Origin of the sequence: Methanococcoides sp. NM1 (assembly GCF_900774285.1) — an archaeon.
In the GTDB taxonomy this organism is placed as follows: Archaea; Halobacteriota; Methanosarcinia; order Methanosarcinales; family Methanosarcinaceae; genus Methanococcoides; species Methanococcoides vulcani.
This window is the reverse complement of sequence record NZ_CAAGTW010000009.1, coordinates 66,213-84,386: the sequence shown is the minus strand read 5'-3', so window position 1 is coordinate 84,386 and position 18,174 is coordinate 66,213. Positions and strand designations below refer to the sequence as shown.

The window sequence follows — 18,174 nt, the reverse complement described above, 5'->3', positions numbered from 1 at the left end:
AAAGTGCCCGGAGCGTGACTCGAACACGCGACCTCCAGATTTCTCAGGAGATTTGGACGCTCGGTTAAAAGTCCCTATGAGTCTGGCGCCCCAACCAACTAGGCTATCCGGGCATTGCAGCACCTAAATGGACATAGTGATATTAAAGCATATCGATTGACATCAACATCCTTTTGAATTTTTAAAAAGGGACCAGATCAGAATCCGGTCGCTTTGGCAAGATCCAATACTGTTGTGTTGTCATTAGTGTTGCCTTTGACAAGGAACACGAAGTTCTCATTGGTCCATACATAGTGATAACGTGGGACCTGTTCACCATTTCGTGTAATGTGCTTTGTTACAAGCGTTGCATTATGATCATTGAATGATTCTTCTACGAACCCCTCAACTACCAGATCCGGGAAACCATCTTTGTAGGTGGTTATGAACTGTTCTGCAGCCTCACTACTTTCCAGCTCTATGGCCACAATGAAATAATCCACAGAATCAAGCTGGTATATGCCTTCAGAAGCTTGGACGATACCGGAGACATTCGCATAGTCTGTCTTTACATATTCGACTTCAAGAGAGCGGGCACCAAGGTATTCGAAACCTTCAGGAACATTCTCAAGCACTACCCCATCAACACTAAGGTTAGCAGTTGTTATGGGACCTTCCGGCTCAGCCGGATCTGTACATCCAGACATTGCAACAAGTAGTAATGCAATAACCGGGATCATCAATACCTTCATATTCATTCTTAAAGACCTCATTTTTCTAAAATTAGAATGAGATACAATAAGCTTAGAGGTATTTTAATTTATCGAAAAACCAGACAAAAAAAAGAAATGTTAGAAGGGTTTGCACCCTTCTTAGATTTTAGTTATTTAGTTCCTTCTGACGAAGTATGCTACTGCAAGGAGACCTGCAATTGCGAAGACTGCTTCAAAACCAGGTACTGGTTCATCGACTGGTTCTTCAACTTCATCGACTGGCTCTGTTACATTCTCGTCAACAGGCTCTGTTACATTCTCGTCAACAGGCTCTGTTACATTCTCGTCAACAGGCTCTTCGACTGGCTCTTCGACTTCATCAACAGGCTCTTCATCCATGTCACCTTCGATGGTCTTCTCGGTGTAGAGATACCAGAGTGTTGTGTCTTCATTTCCAGCAATACCAAGCTCGTCAGTGATTGCAAGAGTGTCGTCATCTGGCATGTCAAGCTCATTGTCGTCATTGATCATAACGATTGCAGGATCAACTGAGGTTACAGTAAGCTCTCCAAACTCATCATCATCTTCAATGACCAGTGGGTCATCAGAGATCTGGAAGATACCATCGATAACACAGAGACTGTCAACCTGTCCCTGGAATACCTGATCGACATGGATCATAACTACAGCAACATCTTCGATGTCATTGAGTTCCATCTCGTAGTACCAGGTCTTTTCATATGCCTCATCAACATTTGTGGTGAGAATCTTGTCTTCGACAAAGTCACCATCTTTGGTGATCTCGAGCCAGACCTTGTTACCATCAACATCGATCTGCTTTGGAGTGACTGCATAGCCTTCTTCAAGCTCAAGGGATTCGCCGGTTCTAAGAGTGTAGCTTGTGTCGTCATCCAGGAGAACCTTGGAGAGTGTTGCTACATCGTCGTCAACTGCGAAGTATTCCTCTGCAAGGAAGCCGACCTTGGTGTACTCGTAGAGAGTTGCGTCGTCTACAGCTACGGTGAATTCAAATTCTGGTTCCTGAGCAGGGATTCCTACTGCTGTGTAAACAAGGTCACCATCAAGAATGTCACCAGCGGTGTTGATAAGGGTCACTGTCTCGGAGAACTCTCCGGTGTCAATGTCTAACCAGAAGCCAGCAAAGTTGTTGGCATCCCATGTGAAAGTTGCGAGATCTGTGAGTTCACCACGAATCTCATAGGTTCCAGGCTCTGTGTACTCGGTGTAGAGATACCAGAGTGTTGTGTCTTCGTTTGCAGCAATACCAAGGGTGTCAGTGATTGCAAGGGTGTCGTCATCTGGCATGTCAAGCTCATTGTCGTCATTGATCATAACGATTGCAGGATCAACTGAGGTTACAGTAAGCTCTCCGAACTCATCATCATCTTCAATGACCGTTGGGTCATCAGAGATCTGGAAGATACCATCGATAATACAGAGACTGTCAACCTGTCCCTGGAATACCTGATCGACATGGATCATAACTACAGCAACATCTTCGATGTCATTGAGTTCCATCTCGTAGTACCAGGTCTTTTCATATGCCTCATCAACGTTTGTGGTGAGAATCTTGTCTTCGACGAAGTCACCATCTTTGGTGATCTCGAGCCAGACCTTGTTACCATCAACATCGATCTGCTTTGGAGTGACTGCATAGCCTTCTTCAAGCTCAAGGGATTCGCCGGTTCTAAGAGTGTAGCTTGTGTCGTCATCCAGGAGAACCTTGGAGAGTGTTGCTACATCACCGTCAACTGCGAAGTATTCCTCTGCGAGGAAGCCGACCTTGGTGTACTCGTAGAGAGTTGCGTCGTCTACAGCTACGGTGAATTCAAATTCTGGTTCCTGAGCAGGGATTCCTACTGCTGTGTAAACAAGGTCACCATCAAGAATGTCACCAGCGGTGTTGGTCAATTCCAGTGTCTCAGAGAATTCACCGGTGTCAATGTCTATCCAGAAGCCAGCAAAGTTGTTGGCATCCCATGTGAAGGTTGCGAGATCTGTAACTTCTCCACGCACTTCAACAGGTTCTGCACTTGCTACTGATACAAAGCTCAGTACCATAAGAGCAGCCATTGCGATTGCTAAAAAGCCTTTCATTATTTTCCTCCATTATTTTAAATATATCAAGAGTGAGAATCAAGATAAACGTATTAACGTGTATCATTCCTCCAAACAACGCACGAAGTTTCGTCCATTGCCGAAGGAGCATCATCACCCTCTTAATCCCGTCATATTGGATTACAACTGACTATTAAGTTAATTGGCTTTTAAAGCTTTTGTGGTCTCTTTAAGAGTATTTATCGTAATGCAAAGGTAAATATCGATGCAAATAACGGTGAATGTCGAAGATAATACGGGGGATTTAATATAAAATCTTCACAAATCACATGATATAATTCGTAGATTGTCGATTTTGTCCACATCATTCTTTTTGTTATGATGATCAATGCTCCCAATATCCAGCTATCTTCAATAAATTTATATGTACAGCGTGTTAATTATTATAATAATAACAGTGAAACCTGTTGTATCATATAATTACTAATAATCGTTAATTATTCAGATGTGTCCCATGTTTTGCAGATAATAGCCTCAAACCAGGTGCACAATAATATAATGAGGAGTGAAAAGATAAATGTTCGAAGGGTCAGCCTCTGAAGAAATATCAATGGAAGATGAAATGAACAGGGTCAAGACCGGTATCCCCGGATTTGATGAACTTTGTGGGGGAGGACTTATCCGCGACCGTTCATACCTTGTATCAGGTACATCCGGTGCAGGAAAGACGAACTTTTCCGTCCAGTACATATATAATGGTATTACAAAATACGGTGAGAACGGTATTATCGTCGCAACAGAAGAAAGACCGGAACAGATCAGGGAGAACGTACTGAAATTCGGATGGGACCTTCAGGCACTGGAAGATGAAGGCAAACTTGTCATCATTGATGCATGTTCCACCAAGATCGGCATCCCCTCACAGGAGAAATATGTCGATGTCAGGCCTTTTGACACTCGTTCCATGATGGACCAGATAATTTCCACCCAGGAAGAGATCGATGCAAAAAGAGCTCTTATCGACTCTACGACTTCTATCAGTTTCTACCTGCACGACCCTGCAAAGATCCGTGTGGAACTCCTCAAGCTCAGTACGACCCTGGAAGTTATCGGACTGACCTCACTGATGACATGTGAGATCATCAATGAAAAGGAGCCGGCAAGGTTCGGTGTGGAGACCTTCGTAACAGACGGGACCTTCGTGCTTCATTACGACATGCGTGAAACGGTCCGCACCCGCACTATTGAGGTATTCAAGATGCGTGGTTCAGACCACAGCAAGAAGCTACACCCATATGATATTACTTCAGAAGGTTTTGTGATACACCCACACGAAGAAGTGTATGCCTCATTCTGAAAAACTTATCCGGGCACTGTAATAGTATAAAGAATAATTAAAGAAAGAACTCGGGCATCTTGAAGGATACTTTTTAAGATGCCTGAAAAACCTACAAAAAGCAAAAGTATCAGAGATCAGGATAGGTCTCTTCGTTCCCACATTCTATACACTTATATATCACAAGCACACGACCAAAATTGTCATGTCTTTTGATAGTAGGATATCTCCAGCGATTCATCCTTCCTTCACACAATGGACATCTGTAGTTCATTTTACTTCACCGATCCAGATTCTAATTTTTATTAAGCCTGTTTTATATTGACCAGAGCTATATATTAGGTTTACTCTGATTCATATTCCACTGCTTGCCAGTATTTTCTTTATCGCTTCAGCAATAAAGAGTGTTGCAAAAGCTGCGGAGATAGGAACTATCCATTCGGCCGGACCCAGAGCTACAAGCTCGAATACATTCCCAAGATATGGAACATACATCACCGTCAGTGTCAGCAGGAATGTGCTGGCGACACCTACAAGCATCAGTTTGTTAGTGAAAAGACCAACACTAAAAGCTGACCTTGTCAGTGACCTGAACACGAATGGAATGAAAAGTATCATACTTACGATGGTTGCAAAGGTCATGGTACGTGCTCTTTCGATGTTACCCACAGGATCGGAGAACAAGAATACAAGGAAGCACATCAGACCCATGATCGAGGCAATACTGACCACCAGTAACAGGTTTCTCTTTTTGAGTATCCTCTCCCCTGGCTTGCGGGGTTTTTCATACATCACTTCATCCCTTACCGGATCAAGCCCAAGTGCTATTGCAGGCATGATCTCATCGAACATATTGATGAACAATATCTGTAACGCCAGAAGTGGTATCAGGTCAAATCCCAGAAGGGTTATTCCCAGCATTATGAGAATTACTTCGGTAAAGTTCCTTGAGACAAGGTAGGTTGTGAACTTTTCGATGTTCTCATAAATACCACGACCGCGTTTTACAGCTTCCACGATGGTCTCGAAATTATCATCCTGCAGGACCATCAGGCTGGACTCTTTTGCAACATCAGTACCTTTAATTCCCATGGAGATACCGATATCAGCTTTCTTTAGTGCCGGTGCATCGTTGACACCATCCCCGGTCATTGCAACAACATGACCCCGGTTCTGCAGCGCCTGCACGATCCTGAGCTTTTGTTCAGGCATGACCCTTGCATAGATACTGACACCTTCAACAACAGAATCAAATTCCTCATCATCAAGGGACAGGAGCTCGCTTCCTGTTATAGCAGCATCACCGATGATACGTTTGAGCTTATCATCCATCCGGTCCACAGGACCATCATAATCAGCAGACAGACCGATCTTCTTCCCGATAGCCTTTGCAGTTTCCTCATTATCCCCGGTTATCATCACGACCCTGATGCCTGCCTGTCTGCAAAGGGCTATCGCATCCTTTGCTTCCCTTCTTTCAGGATCTATCATGGCCACCAGTCCCAGGAATGTCAACTCGTTTTCGGATCCTTCTACAGGTAACCCTTCAGGAAGGTTCCTGTATGATATTCCAAGTACGCGATATGCAGAACGTGCAAGCTCGGTGTTTTGCTGCACTATCCTGCCCACATCATCATCGTTCAGTTCATGGACACCATCGTCCCTTTCAATGGAAACACATTTTTCAAGGACAAATTCCGGTGCACCTTTACAGAAAGCTATCCTGCCTTCATCGGTCTTATGGATCGTCGTCATTAACTTCCTCTCGGAAGTGAACATGATCTCATGTAGTTTTTCATACTCAGCATCAAGGTCATCTTTCCAGATATCGGCTTTTGAAGCTGCAACTATCAATGATACTTCCGTAGGATCTCCTACCACATCCCATCTGCCCTGTCTCTGGACCATCGAGGAATTATTGCATAATGCTGCTGCCTTTAGCAGCATACCAAGAGTGTGGTTATTCTCCACCTCCACATCTTCGCCATCTTTTAACAGGGAACCCTCCGGGTCGTATCCTACACCGGTAAGATCAAAGAACTCATCACCAGCATATATTTTCTGAACTGTCATCTCGTTCTTTGTCAGAGTTCCGGTCTTATCGGTACATATCACTGTTGTGGAACCCAGGGTCTCGACACCCAGCATCTTCCTGACTATTGCATTATGTTTTGCCATTCGGTGCATACCATATGCCAGCGTGATCGTCATGGTCAGTGGCAGACCTTCAGGAACCGCTGCTACTGCCAGTGCAAGAGCTATTATCAGCATCTCTTCAGTGGGTGCACCGGTAAAGTAACCAAGCATGAAAGTGAGAGCTGATGCAATAAGGGCAATAATAGCAAGACTTCTGGCAAGGTCGGCTATTTTTTCCTGAAGAGGTGTCCTGACCTCGTTCTCCTGTATCATGCCTGCGATCATTCCAAGCCTGCTCTGCATGCCCACCGCTGTGACGATCGCCCTGCATTTTCCATGAACTATCTGTGTTCCTGAAAAGATCAGATCGCCTGTTCCTTTTTTCACAGACATGCTCTCGCCGGTTATCGCGGATTCATCCACCTTCATACCCTGGATCTCAAAAATAAAGCCATCAGCTGCAATCTTATCACCGGTTTCCAGAACCATTATGTCCCCTACAACAACATTTCTTGTAGGGATCTCGATCACAACCCCTCCCCTTACAACATGGGTTACCGGCTGAACCATTTTCTTGAGAGCTTCCATGGCTTTCTCGGCCTTGAACTCCTGGACAAATCCCAGAATTACAACAAAAGCTATGATGGCCACAATTACCCAGAAGTTCACAACCTCATCTATTGTTAATGAGATAATAGCTGCTGCCAGGAGTACCCACACAATGAAATTTGAAAACTGTCTCAACAGGACCTTGAGAGGAGTTACTTTTGTCTTTTCTTCAAGTTCATTAAAACCAGATTCAAGCAGCCTGTTTGCTGCCTCCTCTTCTGAAAGTCCCTCTCTTGAAGTTTTCAGGTCCGCAAGAACAGAATCAATATCAGCATTTTCATACTCCATCAGGACACCCACTCAGAATAAAATATGTTACAATAGTATTTCTTAATTTGCCCAGAGTAATAGCTAACATCTATGACCGCTACTCTCCAAATATCTTTAGGTAACGCTAAATAACTTAACATGCCATTTTTTACTACCATTGATGAAATTTGATGGATCATTATTATAGGAGGAACCAAAATGCAATGTCAATGTGATTCAGGGACCAAAGAGCGCATAGCTAAATATACCTGAAAAGTCATCCATACCTGAATCTTGCTACTGTCAGTCCTGAAGGAAAACCAATGGTTCACAGCATGGGTTTTGTCTCCGCAGGACCTGTTGTTTACTTTGGAACAGGCAAGAACACAAGAAAATACCAGAATATCGAAAAGAACCCTTCAGTTGCATTCACTGTAGATGAAGACAGTCTTGATGTGTTCAAGATAACAGGTATACAGATGGAAGGGAAAGCATCTTTTGTTGGTTCTCATTAACATCGAGTGGGTAATTTTAACGTCCTGCAAGCAAATATTCGCAATTATAGATCATCTCCCTGTACAATCCTTTAATTGTGATGTGGTATTTTTGCTCATTCGATTGCGATTTGCATTAGTTCTTTGAATTCCATGACGCTTGAAAGGTAGATGTAAATAAATTTAGTTACCCACACGATGTTGAAGAGATCCCTTTTGTTACAGATGAAGCTGAAATACAGACGTTTTTCCAGTTAATGGTAGAAAAATTCCCATTTGCAGCAGATATGCCAGAGAAACCGGATAACAGGATAGTAAAGGTCGAACCAACAAAAGCTTTCTTCCTTGATTATAATGTAGAGTTCGGATTCAGGTACGAAGTCGATTACTGACTTCGCCCTTTTCACCTTTTAAATATCTGCTATCTCTTTTTGCCTTTGGATCTTTCAGTTAGCAGCCTTTCTCCTTGCGTTCCGTAATATCCTGGATAACACCCTGATAATTGGTCACAACACCTTCATCGTTGCGCTGGACGAACGTCTGCTCTTCCACCCATCTCTCTCCCCCCGACTTTGTTCTTATCCTGTATTCCTTGACGAAGACCTTGCCACCTTCCCTGCAGATGTCCGAAAGTTCCATCTGTACCTCAGGCAGGTCCTCAGGATTGATTATGTTACCATAAAGGAAATCTCCCGATAGGAAATCATCAACAGTATATCCGAACTGGGTTATGTTATCTGAAACGAATTCAACAGGCCAGAGCTCTTTTTCATCCTCAAGATCCGTTCTCCAGAGGAAAGCGACCACCGGGCTGTGGTTAACGATCGTCTCAAGTGCTTTTTTCCTGTCCAGCAGCTCAGCCTGCTTTTCCAGTGCAACCTTCAATGCTATCTCGCTTTCTTTCTGCTTTGTGATGTCCTGAACAATTCCCTGGAAGTGAGTTACATTTCCAGCCTTGTCCCTAAGAATGAAGGTCTTCTCATCTACCCACAATAACTTCCCATCTTTTGTTATCACACGATATTCCTGAGTATAGTTATCACTGCCATCCTCACATTTCTTTGCAAGTGTATCCTTGACCATCTCATAATCATCGGAATGGATCAGGTCACCATAAACAATGCGTCCAAGTACGAAATCCTCAGCAGAATAACCAAGCTTTGAAACATTCTCAGAAGCATAATCGGCAGGCCAGAACTCCTCCACCCTCCACAGGAATACCATCGTAGAGCTATTGTTGATGATATCTTCCAGATACCTCTGTTTCCTCACTGCTTCATCAAAGGCCAGATCATTGTTCTTCTGTTCTGTTATATCAAAAATAGTACCCTGATAATGTGTCACGTTTCCGGCATCATTCCGCTGTATATAGGTTCTCTCATCAACCCAGCGCACATCACCGGACTTTAAAATTATCCTGTATTCCTGGTCAAAAAAATCTCCCCCTTGCCTGCAACGTTGTCTCAGGGCTTCTCCCACCATCTTCAGATCATCAGGATAGACTATATCAGCATAAAGGAGGCGACCGGAAATAAAGTCCTCTACTGTGTAACCAAGAAGACTTACGTTGCCTGAAACATATTCGACCGGCCATTTTTCCTCGGAGGTGTCCTCTGCCTTCCAGAGAAAGGCAATGACAGGACTGTTATCTATTATTTTTTCAAGTACCTCTTTTCTGTCCAGTACTTTACCCAATACACTTTCAGAACCATTGTCATCATTTTTAACTGATATATTAGATCCCATAGATTGCCCCCATTAGATTAACACTTTCAATTTCTTATTGTCTGATGAGCTTAAGTATTGATCGATTTTGTTCTCTCTTTAGACTGTATCGCCATTTTCAAAAGTACAGGTGATATGAAAATGGACACTGCAACCATCAGGACAATGGCTGAAAATATCTCATCGCCTATGACACCCAGTTCCTTTCCAATAGATATCAGCACCAGCTCCACTCCTGCCCTTGGCATTACACCTACCCCGAATATCAGGCTGTCGTAATTGTCAAACCCGATAAGTCGACCTCCTGCAAACCCTCCGATCAACTTGCCGGCAAGAGCCAGCAGGACTACAGCTACAGAGAACAGACCAACCGTTTGCAAAGTGGCAATATTTACGGACAGCCCTATGAACGCAAAAAATATCGGTACGAAAAGACCGTATGCAACTCCTGTCACCTTACTTTGCACATGCTCGATCTTTGCATGGGAGATATCCGAGATCATTACCCCTCCAATGAATGCTCCTATCACAGCATGCAGGCCAAAGACCTCCGCAAGGTAGGCAGAAAAAAGAGCCACCATTATCACAAATGCAAAAATGGACTCCTTGACATGCATTTTATGAACATAGGCAAAAAGCGTAGGGAAGAACTTTACTCTGAAAATGAGCATTATTGCCACAAAAGCAACTATCTTTGACAAAATGAACAATATTTGCACAGCAGAGGGAAACTGGTCATATGTTGCCATGGTAACTACAATAGAGAGAAGGAAGATACCGATGATATCATCTAATATCGATGAGCTCAGCATCATGGAACCGGGTTTGCTTGACAGGTAATCCATATCTATCAGTGTCCTGACAACCACCCCAATGCTGGTAGGACTGAATGCCACTCCCATGAAGATACTCTCAAAAGTGCTGAACTGGAAATACATACCCAGCAGGAAGCCGGCAGAAAAGGCCACTAATATCTGGGATACACTGGCTATTGATGCTTTTTTGGACGATTCCCTCAGATCGCGAAGATGTACTTCCTTATAGCCTGCCGTAAACAAAAGGAAAATAGCTCCCATTTCAGCAAGGAATGTGATGATCTCTGATTCCTGATGTATCAAAAATGTCCCAAGCACCACACCGGAAAGCAATTCACCGAGAATGGAAGGAAAGCCCACTCTTTCGAACAGTTCACCAAAGACCTTTGCCAGAAGAAGAATCAGCAGTATATAGAAGAGAACTTCCATTACTCGGACCCTCTTAACTCGTAGATCTCGTTGAGGATATCAGGCTTGCACATGATACCTACAAGCTTCCCGCCATCAACAACACATACACGGTCCATCTTGTGCTTTAGCATCATGTCAGCTGCTTCACAAAGGGACTCACCTGAAGACATCGATACCGGATGAGGTATCATTATGTTCTTTGCAGTCTCCCCCTGAGCTACCACTGCAGCATGATGCGTGTGATCCAGTCTCGGGGTTCTCTGCACAAGAAGAATACGAAGCATCACATCCTGATTAATTATGCCCACAAGGTCATTATTGTCATTCACCACAGGATATGTATGAAAATGATGTTTGCTGAAAATATCCAAGATCTTGTCTAATGGATCATTCTCATGGATTGTTACAACATCCTTTGTCATAACCTGTTCTATCAATTTCTCGTTACAACTTTCAGAAAAAGATCGACCACATTGTATACAATCTTCATTTCCAGCATCTGTCACAGCTTTCCCCCCCTTCAAGCTATAATGCGTGGGAAATACCCATGTAAATTATTCCTTTCATCCTACAAATATTACATGTATCCGTAAAGCTACCGCTACAACCGAACCAAAATTATGAAAAAAATAGAAGATAAAAGATGAAAGGGACCTTAAAGGTCCAGTTCATCCCTTTCAATATTTGCAAGAGATAGTTGAATGGCTATTCCACTGTTCTCAGCATATCCGTCGATACGTTTTACAGCATGCTCTACCATTCCACCGGATGTCATTATCAGAGATCTCTTACCACAAAGCGCCATCAGTATGGATTTATCGATCACACCGGAAGTTATCTGAAGGTCGATGAGGTTATTTTCAGCAAGTGTCTTGCTCTTTTTACCCATTGCACCGATATTGTCGATGTCTTCTTCAGCGACAACTTTACGGAAAGATGCCTCGTCATACCTGTCAGTATCATAGATCACAATACCGCCGGACTTGATACCATGCCTTGTCATTTCTGCAATAGCATGTCCATCCGGATGGATATGCAAGACCTTTGCATTGACTGCCTCATAAGGACTGCTGATAGCATATTCTCCGTGCATGACACCAAGATTGATGATATCACCTTCTTTTACATCGGGTGATACTTCTATCCACATAAGTTCAGGAGGCTTGAATGAATTTACCAGTTCAGGAACACTTGTTGGGAACCTGTTACGAACTGCAAGGTTCCTTCTTTCAAGTTCGCTATATATCTCCAGTGTGCGAGGCTGTCTTAGATATGATTTCCTCAGAAGATCAGCGTCTCTGAAAACATCTTCAGGCAGACCTTCGCCTATTACGTTACCCTCTGTCATGAAATATACATAATCTGCCCAGCTATAGGCAAGTTCCACATCATGAGTTGAAATTATCAGGGTGGTACCATTGTGATTTAATTCATTCAGCAAGTCAAGGATCTCATCCGCACCTACAGGATCGAGGTTCGCTAATGGTTCGTCAAGGATCATAATCTCGGGGTCCATTGAACAGACACCTGCAATAGCAACCCTTTTTTTCTGTCCTCCACTCAAATGGTGGGGTGGTTTATCCTTGAATTCGGTTATACCGATATATTCGAGAGTCTGCTCTACTTTCTCTTCAACTTCCTCTTTAGAATAACCGAGGTTAGTGGGACCAAAACCTACATCCTGATAGACTGTAGGGGCAAATATCTGGTCATCCGAGTTCTGGAAAACAATACCCACACTTTTTCGTACCTCACGCAGGGACTTTGCATCGTATTCCATGGGTTTGCCATGGAAATATACCGCGCCTTCTTTAGGTTTAAGGGTACCGTTCAACAGCATGAAAAGAGTTGATTTGCCGGAACCGTTCTTTCCGACAAAAGCTATTTTCTTACCTTTTTTGATCTTTACATCAACGCCTTTTATAGCCTGGGTCCCATCCTGGTAGGAATACTTCAAGCCTTTTGTTTCCAATATCATCATTTTTACCTCCGAGACCTTTAAAATATAGAAATATCATTGGTCAGATACCATAACACCAGGATCGCGGAAAAGTAGGTACCTGTGAGTATCAATTCAGTTGCCCTGACGGGCCTTTTTTCCTCAAAGAAGAGTATTCTTCCATCATAGCAACGTGCACTCATGGAAATGAAGATCTTCTCTCCCTGCTCCCATGATCTTATGAAAAGGGTTGTTGCAAGCATAGCAAGTGAATTAAGGGAAGTTCTCCAGTCCTTATATCCAAGCCTTACGGACTGTGCATATCTGATACCCCATGCAACCTCAAGAAAAACAAAGATGTAACGATACATCATCATGGATAGCTCAATTAAGGAATCAGGCAACTTTGTAGCCTTTAGAACTGAAAACAACTCTACCATAGGTGTTGTCAGTGCAAGGAAGAACAGACATGACATACCGCTAAGTGTCCTTGAAAATACCAGCAATGCCATATCAAGTCCACCTGTGTTTATACCAAATCTGTAACTAAAAACATTAAATCCGAAAAGCTCAGTTCCGGAACCAAAGAAAAATGCTATGATGATAACACTTAAGATCACAAAAACAGCTGGAGCAGACAGAAGCTTCAGGTAAAATCCGACAGGGATCTTTCCGAAATGAACTGTTGCAAAGCTCATGCAAAAAGCTACAGTAAAAGGTAAGATGAAGGATTGTGAAGAAACACCCATTAACAGACCAAAAGTAATGATAGTGAGTTTAAGCCAGTTGTTTCGATACCTTAACGGACTCACCAGAGCATAATCATCAAGAATGTTCGTCATATTATGTTCACACCGTTAATTTCATTTTATTTCGTTTATTACGTAATTAAACATCATTAGGAAAAAGAATAGAAAAAGGTGATCCTTAATAAGGATCACCATAGAGATAAACAATCTTATTCAGACTGTTGTTTGCCTTTGTAATATCCGAAGAAGTAACCCAGAACGATTGCGCCGATAGCAGCCTGAAGTGCAAAGAGAAGACTCTCGGTTTCTCCTCCAGGAGGTTCGAACTTTACAGAGTTGACCCATGAATCAGTGGTCCATTCTTCGTATTGACCGTCTGTTATCTCAGCGATGACATCTTCTGCCTGACCGTCAGCACCACCAAACTCGGAGTCCGGGTTTGCTGCCATTCCATAGAAGAATGATGCTACGAATAAAATTGCTATCACTGCAAATATTGCTTCACCTTTCATTGGCTAGCCCCCTTTATTTTATCAAGGACTGATTCTGAAATAACATTGAGTTGTAAAAGTGCATCGCTCTTTACCTGTATCACGTACTTGAAGATAAGAGCTGTTAATGCACCCTCCATGATAGCCAGAGGAACCTGTGTTGTTGCGAATACCAGCATGAACGCTTTCAGTGACGCTGCAACTCCACCAACCTCTGCCGGGAAAGCTAAAGCAAGCTCAACAGATGTTACGACATAAGTTATCCAGTCTGCGAATGTAGCAGCGAGGAATACGACCACATAGAAGTTGATGTTCGCTTTCATACCTACCTTATAGATAATATATGCTGCAACCGGACCAATGATCCCCATTGATGCAACATTTGCACCAAGTGTTGTAAGACCGCCGTGTGCAAGGAAAATTGCCTGGTAAAGCAGTACTATTGTACTCAGTACAGCTGCAATTGCAGGACCGAAAAGAATAGCTGCCATTCCTGTTCCTGTTGGGTGTGAAGAACTACCCGTAACAGATGGCATTTTCAAAGATGAAAGTACAAAGATGAATGCTCCCGCTACTGCCAGTAAAGGCAATAGTTCGCGCTTTTCAGATACAAGTTTGTTCAACCTGTATATACCAAAGAATATTATTGGTATAGAGAACACAAACCACAGTTGCCACCATGGTGATGGTAAAAATCCCTCAAATATATGCATTTTTATTACTCCATTCCTGATTTATAATGATTTATATATCTAGCTAGATGAATATACCTAAATCAATATTACTTGATTTGGATATTCCTACAATGGAAACTTTATATAAATACTTTGAGCTAAATCGTATAAGTTTTTTGGATAATACTGTTTAAAATGATTTTCATTACCACGACAAAAATAAGAAAAAATAGAAGAAAAATAAGAATACGTAAGTATTACCTTACAACTACGACACAATGAAGAACTGATTCCGCCTGTGGTGGCTCATCCACAGTTCCGCCTGCAATACGTTCTTCAGGATAACCGAAGTTCTCGCAAACATAGAGCTTAGCATCAACACCCATTTCTTTTAGCACTTCAGCCACCTCTGTAACACCAAAAGTGTCAGCCGGAAGCATGAAAATGTCTTTCCCCAGTTCGATCTCCTGGATAAAGGCCTTTTTTGCAGGTGCAGGGTCACGCCCATGAGCTGTTATTGCGGTTATGTTAGATAAGCTGACACCTAATCGAGAACATGCGACCTGAATGGAAGAAATTCCCGGTATGATCCTGTCGCCTTCCCTGGCAAACTTGCCAAGCCCGGAGAACATGGGATCACCTGTGGAAAGCACGACCGCATCATCAGGCAGCTCGTGTAAAGCCTTGTAGTTCTTGATGATATTTGCCTCACACTCAATGTAAGGTTCAGCGATCTCAAGGGAGCGCTTCGAACCATAGACCACCGATGCGTTGCGTATAGCTTCGATAGCTTCCAATGTCAACATGTTCGGCCCGACGCCGACCCCTGCGATTATCATTTCTTTTCCCCACTATCCATAAGGACGGTGCCGTCCCTGTCTACTACAACAATGCGTGCACCTTTTCCTTTCTCCACCGTTTTTGCAAATGCACGTTTAATGTGTTCCCCTTCAGGTTCCACCTCGATCATCTCAGAGACCGTTGCAAAACCGCTGTCCTTGAGCATATCGGGATCTCCCCATTTCAGGATCAGACCCGGCAGGCCACAAATAGCTACCTCACCGGTTGTGGAATCCAGAAACTCGGATATGCGGCTTCCGGCAAGAACTACCGTATGATCAGGGAACAGCATTGTAGAATAACGGATACCTATGCGACCGGTTGTAAGGACGACCTTTGAAGCTTCACGTACAAGATCACTCTTCATTTCACCAAGATGATCGTTCCATGGCTCGACAAAACCAGTAGTACCAAGAATGGAGATACCACCCTCGACACCTATACGACTGTTCAGGGTCCGCTTTGCGATCTCAGCACCTCTTGGAAGGGATAGCTCCACTTCAACGCCTTTGATGCCGATCTCTTCCACAGCCTCTGCAACTGCATCCTTTATCTGCTGCATTGGTTTTGGATTGATAGCAGGATAACCCTTTTTGGACTGCAGGCCGCCTCTTGTGACGATACCGATACCCTCGCCGGCAGTTATATTGATCTTGTCGGATTCAACCGCCCTTGCCTCGAAGTCAAGGCCGCGGGTGATATCAGACTCATGGTCGTTTTTCAGTTTAACAGCAACAGCATAGCCATCTTTTGCTTTTACATCCATGACAGCGCGAAGTCCTACAGGTGTGGGCACTGAGACCCTGTCCACATCCTTCCTGAGTGACAGGACAGCTGCCTTTGCCGCAACGGTAGCAGTGGTTCCTGTGGTATAGCCTCGTCTTAGCACTGAACCATCGCTAAGCACCACCAGCATCCCGCTCTTTATACCCTCTTCAAGCTCATCGCGGGGTATTTTTGATCTATTGACCCACTCATCCGGGATCTTTGATTTGTTAACAGGATCGATAATTGACATTGCCAGTTATTCAATATCTTATAGTTATAAAAGTTACCGACCAACGAGCTAACTTATCCTGTCCTCTTGAACAGTTTATCAAGTTCTGCACGAGTAAATGAGATCATCGTTGGGCGACCATGCGGGCAGGTGTATGGATTATCTGCCATATCCAGTTGCTTCAGAAGGCTCTCCATTTGTCCCATACTGCAACCAGCACCGGCTTTTATCGCTGCACGGCATGACATGGTCTTGCAAAGATTATCAAACATTCCGGTATCATTTTTCACCCTGCCAGTGGAAAGCAGGTCTATGATTATATCATGGATCAGCTCAGCACTTTCCATCTTTCCAAGAAGAGCCGGAACCGTAGTTACCACATAGCTGTTCGGACCAAATTCCGATATTGCAAAGCCCATTTCTTCAAGATAAGGTATATACTCCTCAAGCAGCACCTTTTCTTTGGATGTGAGGTCAAGCGTAACAGGTGTTATAAGCTCCTGCCAGCCGGAACTGCTGATGTCACATATCTGCTCGTACATGACCCTCTCATGCGCAGCATGCTGGTCAACTATGACAAGCCCATTCTCCAGCTCCACAATAATATAAAGCTCATTGATCTGACCTACTATTCTTGCTTTATCAAGACCCGTAGGTGCTCTTTCAGGTTTCTTCGGGGTCTTTGACAATACCCTTTCAGAACGCTTTAGGCGCTTTTCCGTATCCCTGGCAGTGAAATGATAGGATTCTTCCTCTTCCCGTATCAATGGAGAGATTTTGTTCTCAGGAACAGGGACCTCCAGTTCAAGTTTCTCTACAGGAACAAACACTTCAGCGTCCGCTTTAGATATATCTTCAAGCATCTCTTCGGCCTTTTCCACAAAAACGGCCTGTACCGGCTTTTTTTCCGGTAAACTTATCTCAGGTACCAGCTGCTCGGCCTTCAATGCATTTTCCACAGCAAGAGTGACTGCATCACATACCTCACGCTCATGGCTCATTCTCACATACCTTTTTGCAGGATGGACATTGACATCCACCTCACTAAGGTCCAGTTCCAGATCAAGGACCGCAACCGGGAAACGTCCCTTTGGGATCAGGTTGTAATAACCAAGTCTCACCGCATTGCTGATACTCTTTGAGGATATGCCTCTGCCGTTTATGAAAAAGTACTGCAGGTCAGTACCGCTGCGGCTTAGCCCAGGTTTTGAGATATAACCGGATATTTTCACGATATCCGACTTGAACTCCACAGGTATCAGCTTCTTTGCGGATTCACTTCCAAGCAGGTAGACGATGCTGTCAAAAATATCACCCGATGTCGGAGAGCGTACAAGCACCTTGCCGTCGCTTATGAGAGTAAATGAGATCCCAGGATGACCAAAAGCATGTCTTGTAACAACATCAGTAATATGTGCAAGCTCGGTACGCATGCTTTTCAGGTACTTCTTCCTGGCCGGTGTATTATAGAACAATGACTCTACCGAGATAGTGGTCCCAGGCGCAGTACCAACTTCCAGTACATTCTCTATTGAACCACCGCTGACAACTACCTTTGTTCCGGAGATGCTCCCTTTTTCACGTGTGGTCAGGTACACTTTTGCAACCGCTGCAATGGAAGAGATAGCCTCGCCCCTGAAGCCCAAGGTAAGTACTCTTTCAAGATCCTCGATATGCCCTATCTTGCTGGTAGCGTGTTTTGTGAACGCAAGGGTGGAATCCTCCCGGGACATGCCTCGGCCGTTGTCGGTAACTATAATCAGTTCCGTTCCGGCCCCCTTCACTTCCACTCGAATTTCGGTAGCTTCCGCGTCAATGGAATTATCCAGAAGCTCTTTCACCACAGATGCCGGACGCTCTACGACCTCACCTGCAGCTATTTTGTTGATGGTAGCCTCATCCAGCACATGGATCCTGTTACCGCTCGCTTCTGCCATA

At 43.8% G+C, this 18,174-nt stretch carries 17 protein-coding genes and 1 tRNA gene; 3 read left to right on the top strand and 15 right to left on the bottom strand.

The genetic code is table 11. The features are described 5' to 3' along the window. Window positions 1–4: 4 nt before the first annotated feature. From E7X56_RS09865 to E7X56_RS09855, 3 genes are all read right to left on the bottom strand, one after another. A tRNA-Met gene (locus E7X56_RS09865) sits at window positions 5–113 on the bottom strand. An 84-nt stretch (window positions 114–197) separates the two neighbouring features. Continuing rightward, complete coding sequence (locus tag E7X56_RS09860; protein WP_135606590.1) at window positions 198–737, bottom strand: hypothetical protein; 540 nt, start codon at window positions 735–737, stop codon at window positions 198–200. Window positions 738–866: 129 nt separating this feature from the next. Further along, on the bottom strand, window positions 867–2,810 hold the full coding sequence (locus E7X56_RS09855; protein WP_135606589.1) for an S-layer protein domain-containing protein: 1,944 nt from the start codon (window positions 2,808–2,810) through the stop codon (window positions 867–869). 538 nt (window positions 2,811–3,348) lie between these two features. Between E7X56_RS09855 and E7X56_RS09850 the strand changes: the two genes are divergently transcribed. Next, complete coding sequence (locus E7X56_RS09850; RefSeq protein WP_135606588.1) at window positions 3,349–4,128, top strand: ATPase domain-containing protein; 780 nt, start codon at window positions 3,349–3,351, stop codon at window positions 4,126–4,128. A 109-nt stretch (window positions 4,129–4,237) separates the two neighbouring features. Here E7X56_RS09850 and E7X56_RS11820 read toward each other — a convergent pair whose 3' ends face one another. Next, complete coding sequence (locus E7X56_RS11820; RefSeq protein WP_167879511.1) at window positions 4,238–4,381, bottom strand: hypothetical protein; 144 nt, start codon at window positions 4,379–4,381, stop codon at window positions 4,238–4,240. 80 nt (window positions 4,382–4,461) lie between these two features. After that, window positions 4,462–7,140, bottom strand: a complete 2,679-nt coding sequence (locus E7X56_RS09845; protein WP_135606587.1) for a cation-transporting P-type ATPase — start codon at window positions 7,138–7,140, stop codon at window positions 4,462–4,464. A gap of 284 nt (window positions 7,141–7,424) precedes the next feature. Between E7X56_RS09845 and E7X56_RS09840 the strand changes: the two genes are divergently transcribed. Then, window positions 7,425–7,616 carry a pyridoxamine 5'-phosphate oxidase family protein gene (locus tag E7X56_RS09840; RefSeq protein ID WP_244603484.1) on the top strand — a complete coding sequence of 64 codons (192 nt, stop codon included), beginning with the start codon at window positions 7,425–7,427 and terminating at the stop codon, window positions 7,614–7,616. Between the two features lie 236 nt (window positions 7,617–7,852). Beyond that, entirely contained in the window at window positions 7,853–7,987 is a 135-nt protein-coding gene (locus tag E7X56_RS12230; protein WP_256360059.1) for a hypothetical protein, read from the top strand. 58 nt (window positions 7,988–8,045) lie between these two features. On the opposite strand, the gene E7X56_RS09830 is transcribed toward E7X56_RS12230, so the two are convergent. The 10 genes from E7X56_RS09830 to mutL form a co-directional block, all read right to left on the bottom strand. Next, on the bottom strand, window positions 8,046–9,341 hold the full coding sequence (locus E7X56_RS09830) for a PAS domain-containing protein (RefSeq protein WP_135606585.1): 1,296 nt from the start codon (window positions 9,339–9,341) through the stop codon (window positions 8,046–8,048). 50 nt (window positions 9,342–9,391) lie between these two features. Beyond that, entirely contained in the window at window positions 9,392–10,564 is a 1,173-nt protein-coding gene (locus tag E7X56_RS09825; RefSeq protein WP_135606584.1) for a cation:proton antiporter, read from the bottom strand. Further along, window positions 10,564–11,052, bottom strand: a complete 489-nt coding sequence (locus E7X56_RS09820) for an HPP family protein (RefSeq protein WP_244603483.1) — start codon at window positions 11,050–11,052, stop codon at window positions 10,564–10,566. Before E7X56_RS09820 ends, E7X56_RS09825 begins: the two co-directional genes overlap by 1 nt. Before the next feature lie 149 nt (window positions 11,053–11,201). Continuing rightward, complete coding sequence (locus E7X56_RS09815; RefSeq protein WP_135606583.1) at window positions 11,202–12,527, bottom strand: energy-coupling factor ABC transporter ATP-binding protein; 1,326 nt, start codon at window positions 12,525–12,527, stop codon at window positions 11,202–11,204. Between the two features lie 17 nt (window positions 12,528–12,544). Further along, complete coding sequence (gene cbiQ / locus E7X56_RS09810) at window positions 12,545–13,327, bottom strand: cobalt ECF transporter T component CbiQ (protein ID WP_135606582.1); 783 nt, start codon at window positions 13,325–13,327, stop codon at window positions 12,545–12,547. Between the two features lie 116 nt (window positions 13,328–13,443). Beyond that, window positions 13,444–13,746: an energy-coupling factor ABC transporter substrate-binding protein gene (locus E7X56_RS09805; protein ID WP_135606581.1), complete on the bottom strand. Its 303-nt coding sequence runs from the start codon at window positions 13,744–13,746 to the stop codon at window positions 13,444–13,446. Further along, window positions 13,743–14,438, bottom strand: coding sequence for an energy-coupling factor ABC transporter permease (locus tag E7X56_RS09800; RefSeq protein WP_135606580.1), 696 nt, complete (start codon window positions 14,436–14,438; stop codon window positions 13,743–13,745). Before E7X56_RS09800 ends, E7X56_RS09805 begins: the two co-directional genes overlap by 4 nt. Window positions 14,439–14,656: 218 nt before the next feature. Continuing rightward, a complete protein-coding gene (locus tag E7X56_RS09795) occupies window positions 14,657–15,238 on the bottom strand; it encodes a cobalt-precorrin-7 (C(5))-methyltransferase (RefSeq protein WP_135606579.1) in 582 nt (193 codons plus the stop codon). Continuing rightward, window positions 15,235–16,251, bottom strand: coding sequence for a cobalt-precorrin-5B (C(1))-methyltransferase (locus E7X56_RS09790; RefSeq protein ID WP_135606636.1), 1,017 nt, complete (start codon window positions 16,249–16,251; stop codon window positions 15,235–15,237). Before E7X56_RS09790 ends, E7X56_RS09795 begins: the two co-directional genes overlap by 4 nt. Window positions 16,252–16,310: 59 nt before the next feature. Next, the gene (mutL, locus tag E7X56_RS09785; protein ID WP_135606578.1) at window positions 16,311–18,173 is read right to left on the bottom strand and encodes a DNA mismatch repair endonuclease MutL; all 1,863 of its coding nucleotides are present in this window, start codon (window positions 18,171–18,173) and stop codon (window positions 16,311–16,313) included. Window position 18,174 lies beyond the last annotated feature (1 nt).